The following is a 16,836-nucleotide window of genomic DNA, read 5'->3' as shown; positions in this document are numbered from 1 at the left end:
TGGTAAAGCTTAGTTGTTGCTGAGGGCGAGCTCTGCCTCAAGGGCCTCGGTGAGCTGCTCTTCAAGTTCGGGAACACGAATCTGCTGAATGATCTCGTTCAGGAAGCCGCGCACGACCAGACGGCGTGCCTCAGCCTCCGGAATACCGCGAGCCTGCAGGTACCACAGGTGCTGCTCATCGAGCTGGCCGGTGGTGGATGCGTGGCCGGCGCCCTCAATCAGGCCGGTCTCAATCTCCAGGTTCGGCACGGAGTCGGCGCGGGGGCCAACTTCCAGCAGCAGGTTACGGTTCAGCTCGTAGGTGTCGGTGCCTTCTGCATCCTTACCAATCAGAACGTCACCAACCCATACGGAGTGCGCACCCTTACCCTGCAGCGCGCCCTTGTAGGTCACGCGGGACTTGCAGTTGGGTACGGAGTGGTCCACGAACAGGCGGGACTCAATGTGCTGACCTGCGTCTACGAAGTACAGGCCGTACATTTCAGTCTCAGCGCCGGGAGCGGTGAACTTGGTGGAGGGGGTCACGCGCACCAGGTCGCCGCCGAGGGACACCACAACGTGCTTGAAGCGTGCGTTGCGGCCCAGCTTAGCGTAGTGTGCGGAAGCGTGGATTGCGTCGTCAGCCCACTGCTGCACGGAAACAACGTTCAGCTCAGCCTCGTCGTTCACCACGAACTCAACGTTCTGTGCCAGGATGGTGGAGCCGGTGTGGCGCAGAACCACGACAGCCTTCGAGAAGGGCTTAGCCTCAATCACGATGTGCTGTGCGGCAGCCTCGTTGCCGGTGCCGGTGATGTCGATTTCCACGTGCTCAGCCAGTTCAGCTTCGGCGGGGATGGTCACCACGGTTGCTTCGGTGAAGCTGGACCACGCGTTCGCTGCCACACGGTCCTCGGGGATACCCGCGGAGCCGATGCGTGCGTCCTCGCGGGAGACGGTCTCAACCTGAACCTGCTCGGGTGCAGTAATCTGCGGTGCCGGTGCGGTGCCGGTCAGCTTCTCCAGGTGCAGGCCGCCCAGACGCTTCAGCGGGGTGAAGCGCCAGTCCTCTTCACGACCGGTCAGGGGCGCGAAGTCCTCCACGTTGTAGGAGGTCTTACGCTCTGCACGGGATGCTTCGAGTACCTTCTGGACGTTGTTCGGGTTGGAGCCCTGGTGGTGTGCCTCGGTGGCGCGCAGCAGGGTGTCATCGTGGGCGAACTCGGTGGCGAGCTTCTCGCCCTCCTGGTCCATGCCGGGGATGATCGGGGAGTGGTAACCCAGGGTTTCTTCGTTGGTCGGCATTAGCCCACAGATCCTTCCATCTGAAGTTCGATCAGGCGGTTCAGTTCGAGTGCGTACTCCATCGGCAGCTCGCGGGCGATAGGCTCAACGAAGCCGCGGACGATCATCGCCATTGCTTCTTCTTCGCTCAGGCCGCGCTGCATCAGGTAGAACAGCTGGTCCTCGGAGACGCGGGAAACGGTCGCCTCGTGACCCATGGTCACATCGTCCTCGCGGACATCCACGTAGGGGTAGGTGTCGGAGCGGGAGATGGTGTCCACCAGCAGTGCGTCACAGACCACGGAGGACTTGGAGTGCTTAGCGCCCTCACGAACCTGAACCAGGCCACGGTATGCGCTACGGCCGCCGTTACGTGCCACGGACTTGGACACAATGGTCGAGGAGGTGTTCGGCGCAATGTGAACCATCTTCGAACCGGTGTCCTGGTGCTGACCCTCACCCGCGAATGCGATGGACAGGGTCTCACCCTTAGCGTGCTCACCGACCATGTAAACAGCCGGGTACTTCTGGGTGACCTTCGAACCGATGTTGCCGTCCACCCATTCCATGGTGGCGCCCTCGTGCGCAACCGCACGCTTGGTCACCAGGTTGTAGACGTTGTTCGACCAGTTCTGGATGGTGGTGTAGCGAACGCGTGCGTTCTTCTTCAGCACAATCTCAACCACTGCGGAGTGCAGGGAGTCGGACTTGTAGATGGGGGCGGTGCAGCCCTCAATGTAGTGAACGTAGGAGTCTTCGTCCGCAATGATCAGGGTGCGTTCGAACTGGCCCATGTTCTCGGTGTTAATGCGGAAGTACGCCTGCAGCGGGATCTCAACGTGAACTCCCGGGGGAACGTACACGAAGGAGCCACCGGACCATACGGCGGTGTTCAGCGCGGAGAACTTGTTGTCACCAATCGGGATGATGGAGCCGAAGTATTCCTTGAACAGTTCGGGGTATTCGCGCAGACCGGTATCGGTGTCGACGAAGATCACGCCCTGCTTCTCCAGGTCCTCACGGATCTGGTGGTACACGACCTCAGACTCGTACTGTGCAGCCACACCCGCGACGAGGGAGTTACGCTCCGCCTCGGGAATGCCCAGACGCTCGTAGGTGGTGCGGATGTCCTCGGGCAGTTCCTCCCAAGAAGCCGCCTGACCCTCGGTCGAGCGCACGAAGTACTTGATGTTGTCGAAGTCGATTTCGGAAAGATCCGCACCCCAGGTGGGCATGGGCTTACGCTCGAAGAACTTCAGCGCCTTCAGACGCATATCCAGCATCCACTGGGGTTCGTTCTTCTTCGCAGAGATGTCGCGCACGACATCCTCGTCCAGGCCGCGCTTTGCTACCTGGCCTGCTTCGTCGGAGTCTGCCCAACCGTACTCGTAGTTGCCAATGCCCTCGAGTTCGGGGTTCATCTCCAGGATCTCTGAAATGACGGTGTCGTTGGCGTTCTGCCCAACTTTCTCAGTCATTACGGCCTTTCTTCGATGGTTATTACATTTCTCGCCGCCACCTGCCGGTTGCAGGCGCGGTAGTTTTAGGGGGCTGAAGCCGCGCTCGACCACGGCGTTTAACGCAGCGTGGGGCGGGCGGGTTTCAGCGTGCGAGTCGCGCCCCTTGAGGGGTTCATCGGGGTGCGCCGCGGGGTACTGCGGTAAGCGTTACGCGGAAGGTTTCTCTAGGAATAAGTTTCTCTAGGATTCTTCTGCGTTCTTCTCACCCTCGGCGGTGACACGGTTCAGGGGCACGTGCGTGGTACACACGTGAGCACCCGAAGCCATGGTTGAAAGCCTACGGACATCAACGCCGAGCAGGTCAGAAATAATCCCGGTTTCCTGCTCGCAGAACACTTGGAAGTCTCCAGCGAGGTCGCGTACCGGGCAGTGACCCTGACAGAGCTGAATACTTGCCAGAAAATGCTCGGGAACGGTTCGCCCTGCAGGAGGCGCGGTGACCTGAGCGGTCGCCACGAAACCGTCCTTGCTCATTGCCTCTGCGAGCGCCTGCGCTCTGGCTGCCACGTCATCACCGGCGGCTTCTACGACGGGTCGGTAGCGGGCTTCCATTTCTGCGGCGCGGGCGGAGGCGAAAGCTTCGAGGGCTTCCTGCCCAACCGTGTCGCGGAGCATTTGCAGGGCGTCGCGGGCGATGATGAGGTAGTCGTTGCCGAGGCGTTCGTGGCCCTGGGGGGCGATCACGTAGCGGCGGGCGGGTCGGCCAGCTCCGGCGCCGTGCTTTTTGATGGGCGCAACCTCGATCATGTTGTTGGATTCGAGGGCGTCGAGGTGGCGGCGTACCGCTGCGGGGGTGAGGCTGAGGAGCTCACCGAGGGTTGCTGCGGATACGGGGCCGTTATTGAGGACTTCTCGCAGGACGCGGTCCCTGGTGCGTTCTTCTGCCTCGGCTTTGCGCTTGGATGTGCGTGCCGCGGAGGACTTTGTACTGGAAGCACCAGTAGAGCCCGAGGCGGCGGTTCGGTTGCCGTTTCGGGTCTGCGCCTCGTTCGTTGAGGCGCGCTGAGAGGTCTTATTCACGGAATACACAAATAAAGTATGTCCTAATTAGCTTTTCTTTGGCTAGTTAGGTACCCCTACTTGATAACTTTTCAACCTGAAGGTGAACATTTGAGTCGTAACGGGTGTGCCTTAAACGTGAGTTAGGGCATAAGATGAAAGGTGCACACACGCTCATTCATCGAAAAACTCGAAAGTGACTGTCTATGGAGACCACCACCGCGGGCCAGCAGGACCACCCGGGGCGTGCATCCGCCGCACCAACGGCGCGCACTGAGCACCACACGGAGCCCAGCGCCTCCCCCACCGCACGACGACGCATCATCGCAGAAGAACCAGCGCTTAGCATTAAAGACCTCATCAAAGAGTTCAAGCCCTCACGCGCCTTCCGCACCAAATACCCCGAACGGCTCACCGCCAGCGGGCTCTACCGCGCCGTCAACAAGGTCAACCTGCGCGTCTTCCCCGGTGAAGTAGTCGTCCTGCTCGGTGCTAATGGCGCCGGCAAAACCACGACCCTCGCCTGCGCCCAGGGCCTGCTCAAGCCCACCCGCGGTACCGTGCGCCTCCTCGGCGAAAACCCGCTGCAGGCGGACCCGGAGCTACGCGCCAAGGTCGGCATTATGCTCCAGGATGGCGGCCTACCCAACGCTATGCATCCCATTCCGCTGCTCGAGCACATCTCGACCATGTACACCGACCCGTACCCGGTCGAAGAGCTCGCAGAACGCCTCGGCATTGACGCTTTTAACGGCACCACGATTCGCCGTCTCTCGGGTGGTCAGAAGCAGCGAGTCTCCCTTGCCGCCGCCCTCATCGGCCGCCCGGACGTGCTCTTCCTTGACGAGCCCTCCGCGGGCCTCGACCCTCAATCCCGCAACGTTGTCTTCGACATTATTCGTGAACAGCGTGAACTCGGAACCGCCATCGTGCTCACCACGCACCTGATTGATGACGCGCAGAAACTCGCCGATTACGTCTACATCATTGAAAACGGCACCACGGTTCAGGAAGGCACCGTCTCCGAGCTCATCGCCAGCGACGGCACGAACCGCCTGCAGTACACCCTGGATGCTCCCACCCCCACCCGTGAGCAGCTGTTGCCCGCGCATCTACGCGCCGGTGTGGAGCTCATCGAGAAGGTGCCCTACACCCCGGCTCGCGACGGCGCGCCCTCTGTGCCCGGCGAGTACGAACTGGTCGGCACGCTGCGCCCCGAGCACCTGGCGGCGTTCACCTCCGCGCTCGCCGAGCGTTACCTCATGCCTATTTCTCTGACCATGGAACCGAAGACTCTTGAGGATGTCTTCCTCGACATTTCAGGACGTGATATCCGATGAGCAACACCGCACGCAGCAACAACGAGCGAGCAGAACTTCAGGCAGAAGAACGCGAAATGGAAGAACGCGGCGTAAACACCCGCCCCAAGGTCTCTTCCATTGACGAGGATGAGGAGTACATTCCCCCGCGCGCAAACTACCCGCTCGTGCGCGTCATCGAGCAGGGCCGCTACGAGACCATGGCGATGCTCCGCAACGGCGAGCAGCTGATGCTGAACATTATTTTTCCCGTCATGGCGCTCATTGCGTTGAGGTTCACGGGCCTGATTGATGAGTACGCGAACTCGGTTGGCGTATCCCGCATGGATGCGGCGGTTCCCGGCGTTCTGGCGCTCTGCGTGATTTCTACGGCGCTGTCCGGTCAGGGCATTGCGACGGGTTTTGATCGCCGCTACGGCGTGCTGCGATTCTTGGCGACCACTCCCCTGGGCCGCAACGGTCTGATTATGGGCAAGTGCATTGCGGTGCTGGTGGTCGTGGCGATTCAGTTCACGCTGGTTGCGGTGCTCGGCTACGGTCTGGGCTGGCGCCCGGACGCTATCGCCGTCTCGCGCTCCATCATCACGATGCTCATGGGTGCCGGCGCGTTTACGGCGCTGGGCCTACTCATCGCCGGTACGGTGCGTGCGGAGGCGACCCTCGCCATCGTGAATATTGCCTGGGTGATTCTTGCCGGTGCCGGCGGCGTGGTGTTCCCGCTCAAGTCCTTCCCCGACTGGTACGCCGGGGTTGTGGCATGGTCCCCCTCGGCGGCTCTGGGAGATGCGTTGCGCGGCAACTTCATTCAGCATCAGTGGCTTGCCGAACCGCACTGGGTAATCATCGTGTGGACCGTGGTCATTGGTTTTATTGCCTCGCGCAAGTTCAAGTGGTCTGACTAGCTCAGGTGGTCTGACTAGAGGCGGTTTAAAGCAACCGCAGGTTAAAAAGGCGGGCGCCGGATATGTTTCCGACCATATCCGGCGCCCATTTATTTAACACAAACCTTTAGCCTCAACCACACACAACGTGCACGGTCAGAGACTAAAAGATAGCACCCTTCTCCAGAACCTTATATCTCGCCACCACAGCAAGATAATCATCAGTTCCCACGCGGAGGAGGGGCTTCAATCACCGAGATGCAGACCGACCCAACCACTGTTTCGGTCCGCAACCTTCCTGCTCAACCTTAACATGAGCTTCACCACTTACACAAAAATTGTTACGTTACTGAACAATATTCAGCGCATAGCCCAGAAACACAGCTCAAACGTTCACCGTGAAATCCGCGAAGCCCGCACTGTGCCGTCGCCTTTTCTCCATCTCAGCCCCGTATCACCCTGTGAATGTCTGCATTCACACACCGGATACTGCCGCCCAGTGAACTATCCTGTTAAAACGAAAGGGTCGAAACAACTCTCCGGACGCCCCGCACACAGCACCCGTGTGCCCCGCACCTACCCGGGTACCTACCGGCGCGGGAATAAGCACCCCCGAAGGCACGTTACACCCGATGAACAGCGCGCTAGCACAAGCCTGCTGGCGCATCCACTCACGTTGTGAAAGGACACCCACGTGGCAGAGAACTTCCAGTGGACAGAAACCGACCAGCGCGCCGTAGATACCGCACGTATCCTCGCCGCAGACGCCGTAGAAAAGGTCGGATCCGGCCACCCCGGCACCGCAATGAGCCTGGCGCCGGTCGCCTACCTGCTCTTCCAGAAGGTCATGAACCAGGATCCCTCCGACGACCGCTGGGAAGGCCGTGACCGCTTCATCCTCTCCCCCGGCCACACCTCCCTCACCCTGTACACTCAGCTGTTCCTCGGCGGCTACGGCCTGGAAATGAAGGACCTGGAAGCCCTGCGCACCTGGGGTGCCCTCACCCCCGGCCACCCCGAATACAAGCACACCAAGGGTGTAGAAATCACCACCGGCCCGCTCGGCCAGGGCCTGGCATCCGCCGTTGGTTTCGCCTACGCACAGCGCCGTATGCGCGGCATGTTCGACCCCGAAGCAGCACCGGGCACCTCCCCCTTCGACCACCACGTCTACGTCATCGCCTCCGAAGGTGACGTGCAGGAAGGCGTCACCGCCGAGGCGTGCGCGCTCGCAGGTCATCAGGAGCTCGGCAACCTGATCGTCGTCTGGGACCGCAACCACATCTCCATTGAGGAAGACACCGACGTTGCCTTCACCGAGGACGTAGCAAAGCGCTACGAGTCCTACGGTTGGGATGTTCAGCGCGTGGACTGGACCCGCACCGGCGACTACGTTGAGGACGTCGCAGAACTGTACGCCGCTATTGAGCGTGCGAAGGCTGTCACCGACAAGCCCTCCTTCATTGAGCTGCGCACCATCATCGGCTACCCTGCACCCACCAAGCAGAACACCGGCGCAGTGCACGGCTCCAAGCTCGGTGCTGAAGAGGTTGCTGCGACCAAGGAACTGCTCGGCTTCGACCCCGCCAAGAGCTTCTTCATCGAGGAGAACGTCCTGGCACACACCCGCCAGCTTGTTGAGCGCGGCGCCGCAGCGCACAAGGCATGGGACGAAAAGTTCGAGGCATGGGCCAAGGCTAACCCCGAGCGCGCCGAACTGTACAAGCGCCTCGTCGCAGGCGAACTGCCCGCAGACTACAAGGCTGCCTTCCCCGTGTTCGAGGCTGGCACCTCCGTGGCAACCCGCGCGGCTTCCGGCACCGTCATCAACGCTATCGCTGAGACCTTCCCCGAACTGTGGGGCGGCTCCGCTGACCTCGCCGGTTCGAACCTGACCACCATCAAGGGCGCGGAGTCCTTCAACCCGGCATCGCGCAGCACCGAAGACTGGACCGGCAGCCCCTACGGCCGCGTGCTGCACTTCGGTATTCGCGAGCAGGCTGCCGCAGCAATCGTCAACGGCATCGTGCTCTCCTCCCCGACCCGCGCGTTCTCGGGCACCTTCTTCGTGTTCTCCGACTACCAGCGCCCGGCTGTTCGCCTCTCCGCGCTGATGGGCGTTCCCGCACTGTACGTGTGGACCCACGACTCCATCGGTGTGGGCGAGGACGGCCCCACCCACCAGCCGATCGAGCACCTCTCCTCCCTGCGCGCTATCCCCGGCTTCGACGTGGTTCGCCCCGCGGACGCTAACGAAACCGCCGTCGCATGGCGCACCATCCTGGAGAAGTCCGACCGCCCCGCAGGTATCGTGCTCTCCCGCCAGAACCTGCCCGTCTGGGCTCGTGAAGACGTGCACGCAGACGCCGAGGGCGAGAAGTTCGCTTCCGCTGAGGGCACCGCACGCGGCGGCTACATCATGGCTGACACCGAGGGCACCCCGGACGTCATCCTGATCGCTACCGGTTCCGAGGTTGAGCTGGCCGTTCAGGCTCGCGCAACCCTCGCCGAGCAGGGCATCGCGGCTCGCGTGGTCTCCATGCCTTCGCGTGAGTGGTTCGCTGAGCAGAGCGAGGAGTACCGCGAGTCGGTTCTGCCCTCCTCGGTTGCAGCACGCGTCTCCGTCGAGGCTGGCCTGGCGATGAGCTGGTACGACCTGCTCGGCACCGCCGGCCGCGCCGTATCCATCGAGCACTTCGGTGCATCCGCCGATGCGAAGACCCTGTACCGCGAATTCGGTATCACCGCGGAGGCTGTCGTGGCTGCCGCTAAGGATTCCATCGAGGCCGCTAAGTAGGCAATAACAACGCCGCGGTAACTGCCGCGCACACTGCGCTCCCCCTGTACGGGTGGGGTGCGGACGCAACGGGTAGGCTCCGGCTGACCGCTCAGCCGGAGCCTCCCGCCGCCCAGAAGATTTCACTGATATCTCAAATTTCAATTTCGACAAAGAATCGTAGGTTTTCACATGTCTGAGTCCACTCAGAAGCTTTCCGACGCCGGTGTCTCCATCTGGCTTGACGACCTCTCCCGTGAGCGTCTGACCAGCGGCAACCTTGCCGAACTCATCAAGACCCACAACGTCGTCGGTGTGACCACCAACCCCACCATCTTCGCTGGCGCGCTCTCCAAGGGCGCCGCATACGCTGAGCAGATGCGTGAGCTTGCCGCCGCCGGCGCAAGCGTTGAAGAGGCAGTCTTCGCCGCAACCTGCGACGACGTACGCGCAGCCTGCGATGTGTTCGCACCCGTCTACAAGGCGTCCAACGGTTTTGACGGCCGCGTCTCCATCGAGGTTGACCCCCGCCTGGCACGCGATGCCGAAGGCACCGCCAAGATGGCACGTGAACTCTACAAGCGCGTGGGCCGCGAAAACGTCATGATTAAGATCCCCGCAACCCAGGAAGGCCTGCGCCCCATCGCGGAGACCCTGGCTGCTGGCATCAGCGTGAACGTGACCCTGATCTTCTCTCTGACCCGCTACCGCGAGGTCATCAACGCCTACATGCTCGGCCTGGAGCAGGCGCTGGAGAACGGTAAGGACCTGTCCACCATCCACTCGGTCGCATCCTTCTTCGTCTCCCGCGTAGACACCGAAATCGATGCACGCCTCGAAGCTGCCGGCGGCGACGCTGTGCAGCTCAAGGGCAAGGCAGGCCTGGCAAACGCACGCCTCGCCTACGAGGTGTTCGAGGAAATGTTCTCCTCCGAGCGTTGGGCACGTCTGCAGGCACACGGCGCGAACGTACAGCGCCCGCTGTGGGCATCCACCGGTGTGAAGGACCCCTCGCTGCCGGACACCCTGTACGTCACCGGCCTGGTTGCACCCAACACCGTGAACACCATGCCCGAGGCAACCCTGAACGCTGTTGCCGATCACGGCGAGGTTACCGGCAACACCATCGTGCCGAACTACTCCGAGTCCAACAAGGTTCTGGACGCTATCTCCGTTCACGTCTCCTACCCGGAGGTCGTGGAGAAGCTCGAGGTTGAGGGCCTGTCCAAGTTCGACGTCTCCTGGGAAGAGCTGCTGCAGACCGTCCGCGAGGCACTCGAGCAGGCTAAGTAGAACCAGGCGACACAGCCGAATCTACAGCTGCTGAAATTCGGAAGCCACTGAAGTTCAGCAGCCGCTGAAATATAGCGCATGACCAATGCGTTCCCGGTGTGCACCACCCGACGCACACCAACCGATATGCACGCCCACCATATTGTGGGCACAGCACCAATCCGCCGGGATTCTCGTAGAGATTCTGCCCAGGATTCCCGCAGGGCTTCACCGCCCGAGGCGTCCCAGAGAATCTCGGCGGGTTAGGTGCCCCTCATATCGTCCCGTCAAAAACCGGTACAATACAGGGTACACACCTTCCAGAATGCGGCATCGCCTCCGCGCGACAAGGTACGAACCGCGCGCCGCACGAACCAACCAAGGCAATCAAAGGAATATATTGTGACTATCGGTCATGAAGCGAACCCTCTCAGGGACACTCGCGACCGCCGCATTACCCGCATTGCGGGGCCGTCCGCGCTCGTCTTCTTTGGCGTAACCGGTGACCTGGCCCGCAAGAAGCTGCTTCCGGCAGTGTATGACCTCATGAACCGCGGTTTGCTCCCGCCGAGCTTCGGCCTCGTCGGCTTCGGCCGCCGCCCCTGGAGCGATGACGACTTCCGCGCCTACGTGCGTGAATCTGTTGAGGCAAACGCCCGCACCCCCTTCCGCGAGGACGTATGGAACCAGTTCCAGCAGGGCATGCGATTCGTTGAAGGTGCCTTCAACGACGACGCAGCCTATGAACAGCTCAAGAACACCCTCGCCGAACTCGACGAGCGTGGCGCTCACGGCAACCACGCCTTCTACCTCTCCATCCCCCCGAAGGCATTCGAGCAGGTCCTCACCAAGCTCGCCGAACACGACCTCGCATCGCGCGATAACGACACCGTCAACCCCGTCGACGGTTGGCGCCGCGTGGTCATTGAGAAGCCCTTCGGTCACAACCTTGAGAGCGCACGCGAACTGAACTCCATCGTGGAGGCAGTCTTCCCGCCCGACGCAGTATTCCGCATCGACCACTACCTGGGCAAGGAAACCGTGCAGAACATCCTGGCGATGCGTTTCTCCAACCAGATGTTCGAGCCCCTCTGGAACTCCCACTACGTGGATCACGTCCAGATCACCATGGCAGAAGACATCGGCATCGGCTCCCGCGCAGGCTACTACGACGGCGTGGGTGCGGCCCGCGACGTCATCCAGAACCACCTGCTGCAGCTGCTCGCCCTTACCGCCATGGAAGAGCCCCTCAGCCTCGACGCTAAGCACCTGCGCGCCGAGAAGGCGAAGGTCCTCGAAGCAGTCCGTATCGACGACCTGCCGAGCTCCTTTGCACTCGGCCAGTACGCCGCAGGCTACCAGGGCGGCGAGCACGTCAACGGCTTCTTCGACGAGAACGACATCCCCGCAGACTCCCGCACCGAAACCTTCGCAGCGCTGAAGGTGTCCATCGCAAACCGCCGCTGGGAAGGCACCCCCTTCTACCTGCGCGCCGGCAAGCGCCTGGGCCGCCGAGTCACCGAAATCGCCGTGGTCTTCAAGAAGTCCTCCGACCGTCTCTTCGGCGAACGTGAAAACCCGCAGGTCGGCCAGAACGCCATCGTCATCCGCGTGCAACCCGACGAAGGCATGACCATCCGATTCTCCGCGAAGGTGCCCGGCACCCAGATGGAAATCCGCGACGTCAACATGGACTTCGGCTACGGCCACTCCTTTACCGAAGAGTCCCCCGAAGCCTACGAGCGTCTCATCCTGGACGTTCTGCTCGGCGAGCCGCCGCTGTTCCCCCGCCACGAAGAAGTTGAGCTCTCCTGGAAGATCCTCGACCCCTTCGAAGAGTACTGGGAAGAAAACCGCATTAAGCCTGAACCCTACGAGTCCGGTTCGTGGGGTCCGCGTTCAGCACACGAGATGCTTGAGCGTGACAACCGCGCTTGGAGGCGCCCGTGATCTCGCACCTGCATAACACCACCGTTTCCGCTATCAACAAGGAACTGAGCCACCTGACTGCCGCCAACGGTAGCCTCAGCAGCGGACGAGTTCTCACCCTCGTTGTTCTCGCGGAAAAGGGCCACTCCCGCGAAGCAATGCGCGCCGCAATTCGTGCCTCCCACGAACACCCGAGCCGCATTATTGTGCACATCTCTCACGACCCGCTCGACCCCGACCAGCTGGATGCAGAAATCCACCTCGGTGGCGACACCGGCGCATCCGAGATGATTGTTCTGCGCGGCTGGGGTAGCGCATCTCGCCCGACCGAAGCACTGATCTCCGGTCTGCTGCTGCCGGACTCCCCGATTGTGGTCTGGTGGCCGCACTCGGTGCCCGAGAACCCGGCACAGCACTCCATCGGTCGTATCGCGCAGCGTCGCATTACCGACTCTGCACGCGCCGACGACCCGAAGGAAGCGCTACGCAAGCTCACCGACGTATTCCGTGCAGGCGACACCGACCTGGCGTGGACCCGCCTCACCCTGTGGCGCACCCAGCTGGCAGCGCTCATGGAGCAGATGCCTTCCTCCCCCGTGCGCCGCGTGGTTGTGTGGGGTTCGAGCAAGTCCCCGTCCGTGGTGCTGCTCGGTACGTGGCTCGGCTGGAAGCTTGAAGCACCCGTGCACCTCGCCACCATTGGCGCGGCAAACCGCGGCCTGTACCGCGTCAGCATTGAGCGTGAAGACGGTTCCGTGACGATGTTCCGCCCCGGTATTTCCGTGGCGACCATTTCCACCCCGTACGCGCCCGATCAGCAGATTGCGCTGCCGGTGCGTACCCTCGCCGAGTGCATCTCTGAGGAGCTGCGCCGCCTCGACCCGGACGACACCTACGGTGACGTGCTGAAGCAGGCGCTGCGCACCGTAACCCTCGTGGACGATACCTGCCAGCCTGAAGACATGCTGGACCTCGAAGAATACCCGGAGGTTTTCGATGCCTAAGATTCAGAACATGGGCGCATCCACCCCCGTCCTGGTGGCGCACCCGACCCGCGACGCTCTCGCAGCGGACGCGGTGACCCGCATCCTCGACATCATTGAGCACGTGCTCTCTGAGCGCACGATCGCCCACATTTCGCTGACCGGCGGCACCATGGGTATCGCCACCCTGAAGGCGTGGGCCGAGAACGAGCGCGTGAAGGATATCGACTGGTCGCGCGTGCACTTCTGGTTCTCCGATGAGCGTTTCGTGCCCGAGCGTAGCCCCGAACGTAACGACGGTCAGGCTATTGAGGCACTGCTCGCTCCTCTGCTCTCGCACGGCTTGGTTGTGGGTAACGTGCACCGCATGGGTCCGTCCGATATTTTCACCGGCCTTGAGGCTGCCGCCGAGCACTACGCTTTTGAGATGCGCGACTACGCTGGTTCCGCGCCGGCTATGAGCGTGCAGATGCCTGAGGGCGCAACCGAACTGCCGCTGGCTGGCGGTCACGGTGGCGGCGCAGGTCACGAACACGGCGGCTCCGGCGGCTGTGGTTGTGGCGGCGGCGGTTGCGGTTCGTCCGCTCCTGAGCAGTCCATCGAAGAGACCACTCTCGAAGACTTTGACGCTGAGGCTGCTGAGGCTTCCGAATCCGCCGGCGGTTGCGGATGCGGCGGCGGAGGCTGCGGTGGTGGCGGCCAGTGGCCCGCACCGGTCTTTGACATCACCCTGCTGGGTATGGGTCCGGACGGCCACATCGCGTCCCTGTTCCCGGGACGTAAGCAGGTTCTGCTGGGTACCGGTCTGCCGGAGGATCCGGTTGAGGGCGGTAAGGCTGTGACCGTGATGGTTTCTGATTCGCCGAAGCCGCCGGCTGAGCGCGTGTCGGTGACCCTGCCGATTATCAACAATTCCCGCAACGTCTTCTTCCTCATCACCGGTGAGGATAAGCAGGATGCGACCAGCCGCCTGCTGGCTGGTGCCAAGCTGGACGCTGAGGACCTGAATGCGGAGCTGCTGCTGGAGACCCCGGCGGTGGGTGCGCGCGGTAAGAAGCAGACCCTGATTTTTGCTACTGAGGAGTCGCTGGCTCCTGAGAACCGCCCGTAAGGTTCGGTTCTGAACTGCACTGGATAAAGGGTGGAGCCCCGGATAGGTGACTATCCGGGGCTCCACCCTTTTCTATGCCGCGCGCTACTTCTCAGGGGCGGCAGGACTCTGCGGCTCCTCCGAGTCGTCCGCCTCGAAGCCCACGTACAGTGCCGCCAACGACGGAACCGTCGCCTCCAGCACCTGCTGCGCCTCCTCAGCGGTCGGGGCGAGCTTCGCGCCGGTCAGCTGCAGGTACTCGCGCACCGTCATAGGCTGCGCCCAGTCAAAGTGCTCACGCACGGCAGTGATGTTCGCGCCAGACTGCAACACGTTAATACCGTGGGCAAGACCAATATCCGTCACCTTCACGATGGCGTCGGTCTCCTCCGGGATGTCGTACGGGTCGCGGTTCTGCAGATCCACGATGAACGGCAGCACACCGCGGCTCTCAGCGCGCAAGGTGAACTTGGTGTGCACCTGGCTCACCTCGTGCACCTCACCCACACCCACGGCGGGAACCACCATGAAGCCCGCCTGCAGGTCGTTCACCGCGGCCAGGGTGCGTGCCTCCCCGAAGCCGGAGTACAGCTGCACCACCGGCACGAGGTAGCACACCTCCGCCTTGAGCGCCTTGCGAGCCTCAATGTCGATGTACTCCCAGGCGCCACCGGTACCGTCGGTAATGTCACCCGAATGGTGCGCGTAAATGGCGCCCTGGCTGTTCTTCACGGTCTGCGACCAGTAGCTGATCTTGTCCATGTAGTTGCCTTCGGCGTCGAACATCATCAGCGACAGGTCAATGTCCACGCCCTCATCCCAGAAGCAGAAGAGGCGGATCACGCCGGTGGGCGGCAGGTGCACCGTCGAGGTGTTGTAGCGGCCCATACCGTCCAGGGAGGGGCGGGCGCTGCGGGTGTTCAGCGGCATGACCATGTCCCCCACCTGCTCGGGCAGGTAGATGCTGGTCTCGGCAAGGCGGCCGGACAGACCAATCTCAACCAGGCGTTCCAGCAGGTCCAGCACCGCCGGGCTGTACTCGCGCGCCGGAATCATGGTGGCGATGCCGGTCTTGGACAGGTTCATGCGCTGCGGGGCGGCAGGCTGATCCTTCTGAGCTGATGCCTTGCGGCGCTCCTCGCGCTGGCTCGCGGGGCTCTCGGAACCGACCGGAATGGACGGTAGCGGGTTCTCCGGACCGGAATTATCCCCAAAGAACGAACCCAGCGGGTTCGGGATGCCCGCGTTCTGCATGATGTTCTGAACCCTCGCGACGCCCTCCGGGTTGCGGCGCGCGTTGTCAGCGAGCTCCCGGTCCTCCTGCACCGCCACCGGGTTGGCGGGGCGTTCCTTCGGCGGGTTCGCGAGCGCGTTACGCTGCAGGGTCACCAGGTTACGAATCTGAACCAGGATGGGCGCGGAAACGCGCGGCGCCACGGCGGCAAACGCGTCAAAGATGACCTGCTGGCCGGGGCTCGGGGCGGTGTCAATGCCGTAGCGCGGCGCCTCGAAAGCGGTCAGGGCGCGCACCAGCTGGCGCGCAAAAACGCCCGGGCGGGTGGAGAGCAGGCGAGCCACGTTCTGCGCATCCCGGGTTGCGTAGGCGCGGTCCACCAGCGACTCGAAGCTGTACACCTCACCGCGGTACAGGTCGTCAGCCCAGCGGCTCAGCGCGGTCAGCGAGGGGTAGTCTCCGGGGTGAATCGCCTTGACGAGGCGCTTGTACATTTCAGCTGCGGGCGCGCTGTCGTAGCGGGCACCGACCGGGTCAGCTTCAATGATGCGGTTGAGCAGGTGTGCGATGCGGGTGCGTTCGCTACGGCGTAACTTCAGGCGCGGGGCGCGGCTCAGGCTCAGGTCGCCCACCGTGCCGTTGAACCGCAGGCGCGAGTAGGCGGCGGCGAGGGCGAGCGCCTCCTTCATGGTGTACAAGTGCTCAGCGTCTTCGGGGTGCAGGCATGCGGCGATGAACACGCGGTTCTCGCGGCTGGTGTTCTCCGGTCGGGCAGCTGGCAGGGCGTCATGCTGGGCGAGGAAGCGGCGCAGCGCCACCAGGTCGCGCTGGTCGGTCTGGTTGTATACCTGCTGCTGGCCGAGCAGCTGCTGGTAGAGGGCACCCGCCATGATTAGGGCGTTCTGCACGCCGCTGACCATCTGCAGGGGTCGGCGGTTGCGTTCCATACCGATGAGGTTGGTGCGGCTCAGCGGCTGCTGCCACTCGTAGGGCACGTAGTTCTCGGGCAGACCGCCAACGATGCGCTCCGTGCCGTCCGGGTTGTAGTACGGGTTGGAGAGGTAGTGCATGATCTGCTCGGTGTAGCGCTGCTCCTCGGTGAGCGTCAGGGCGCGCAAATCAAAGTCGCGGCGGAACACGCGGCCGGGGCGGTACCCGTACTCGTAGGACCAGATGGTCAAGAACAGGGCAAATTCGTTGGTGCTGACCTTCAACGCCTGGGCGAGGGATTCCTCGCTGAGGGTCAGACCGCAATTGCTCAGGGCGGACACTCGCCCCAGGTCGGTGTCGAATACACCGGCCTGGTGCCGCTCATTAATGCTCGAGTAGTTCGAGCGGTAGTAGGGGCCGTACAGGTCGGTGAAGACGTACACGCCGTAGCGGCGCATCAGGATGAGGCGCACGAGGGGGCTGAGGCCTTCGGGCGCTTCGCCGTGAAGGTATGCGGATTCGTTGAGGTAGGGTGATTCCTGCAGGTAGGGGGATGCGTCGTAGGGGGTAGTCACGGGTCGTCCTTTCCGTTGGTCTCACCCGACTGTCACCGTCGGTGGTGTGTTTATGTTCTTATCGT

Annotated in this window: 11 protein-coding genes; 7 read left to right on the top strand and 4 right to left on the bottom strand. The window is 62.6% G+C overall.

Features of this window, described 5'->3' with window-relative positions; translation table 11 throughout:
* Positions 1-9: 9 nt before the first annotated feature.
* The 3 genes from sufD to HMPREF2842_RS05735 form a co-directional block, all read right to left on the bottom strand.
* The gene (sufD, locus tag HMPREF2842_RS05745; RefSeq protein WP_070643260.1) at positions 10-1,284 is read right to left on the bottom strand and encodes a Fe-S cluster assembly protein SufD; all 1,275 of its coding nucleotides are present in this window, start codon (positions 1,282-1,284) and stop codon (positions 10-12) included.
* Positions 1,284-2,741: a Fe-S cluster assembly protein SufB gene (gene sufB / locus HMPREF2842_RS05740; protein WP_070643258.1), complete on the bottom strand. Its 1,458-nt coding sequence runs from the start codon at positions 2,739-2,741 to the stop codon at positions 1,284-1,286. The genes sufD and sufB overlap by 1 nt, the downstream gene beginning before the upstream one ends.
* Before the next feature lie 222 nt (positions 2,742-2,963).
* Entirely contained in the window at positions 2,964-3,812 is an 849-nt protein-coding gene (locus HMPREF2842_RS05735; RefSeq protein ID WP_070643255.1) for a helix-turn-helix transcriptional regulator, read from the bottom strand.
* 176 nt (positions 3,813-3,988) lie between these two features.
* On the opposite strand from HMPREF2842_RS05735, the gene HMPREF2842_RS05730 reads away from it, so the two are divergent.
* The 7 genes from HMPREF2842_RS05730 to HMPREF2842_RS05700 all read left to right on the top strand — a co-directional run bounded on the left by HMPREF2842_RS05730 (position 3,989) and on the right by HMPREF2842_RS05700 (position 14,053).
* Positions 3,989-5,122, top strand: a complete 1,134-nt coding sequence (locus HMPREF2842_RS05730) for an ABC transporter ATP-binding protein (RefSeq protein ID WP_070643253.1) — start codon at positions 3,989-3,991, stop codon at positions 5,120-5,122.
* Positions 5,119-6,003 (top strand): ABC transporter permease, encoded by an 885-nt coding sequence (locus HMPREF2842_RS05725; RefSeq protein WP_070643250.1) that lies wholly within the window; start codon positions 5,119-5,121, stop codon positions 6,001-6,003. The genes HMPREF2842_RS05730 and HMPREF2842_RS05725 overlap by 4 nt, the downstream gene beginning before the upstream one ends.
* Positions 6,004-6,676: 673 nt before the next feature.
* Positions 6,677-8,779: a transketolase gene (gene tkt, locus HMPREF2842_RS05720; RefSeq protein WP_070643247.1), complete on the top strand. Its 2,103-nt coding sequence runs from the start codon at positions 6,677-6,679 to the stop codon at positions 8,777-8,779.
* A gap of 171 nt (positions 8,780-8,950) precedes the next feature.
* Positions 8,951-10,051: a transaldolase gene (gene tal, locus HMPREF2842_RS05715; RefSeq protein ID WP_070643245.1), complete on the top strand. Its 1,101-nt coding sequence runs from the start codon at positions 8,951-8,953 to the stop codon at positions 10,049-10,051.
* A 381-nt stretch (positions 10,052-10,432) separates the two neighbouring features.
* Positions 10,433-11,980, top strand: coding sequence for a glucose-6-phosphate dehydrogenase (gene zwf / locus HMPREF2842_RS05710; RefSeq protein ID WP_070643243.1), 1,548 nt, complete (start codon positions 10,433-10,435; stop codon positions 11,978-11,980).
* Positions 11,977-12,963, top strand: a complete 987-nt coding sequence (locus tag HMPREF2842_RS05705) for a glucose-6-phosphate dehydrogenase assembly protein OpcA (RefSeq protein WP_070643240.1) — start codon at positions 11,977-11,979, stop codon at positions 12,961-12,963. The genes zwf and HMPREF2842_RS05705 overlap by 4 nt, the downstream gene beginning before the upstream one ends.
* Complete coding sequence (locus tag HMPREF2842_RS05700; RefSeq protein ID WP_070643238.1) at positions 12,956-14,053, top strand: 6-phosphogluconolactonase; 1,098 nt, start codon at positions 12,956-12,958, stop codon at positions 14,051-14,053. The genes HMPREF2842_RS05705 and HMPREF2842_RS05700 overlap by 8 nt, the downstream gene beginning before the upstream one ends.
* An 84-nt stretch (positions 14,054-14,137) precedes the next feature.
* On the opposite strand, the gene HMPREF2842_RS05695 is transcribed toward HMPREF2842_RS05700, so the two are convergent.
* Entirely contained in the window at positions 14,138-16,771 is a 2,634-nt protein-coding gene (locus HMPREF2842_RS05695; protein WP_070643236.1) for a TerD family protein, read from the bottom strand.
* Positions 16,772-16,836: the final 65 nt, after the last annotated feature.

Origin of the sequence: Rothia sp. HMSC069C10, from assembly GCF_001812205.1 — a bacterium.
GTDB lineage: Bacteria > Actinomycetota > Actinomycetes > Actinomycetales > Micrococcaceae > Rothia > Rothia mucilaginosa.
This window is presented reverse-complemented; position numbering and strand designations above follow the sequence as displayed.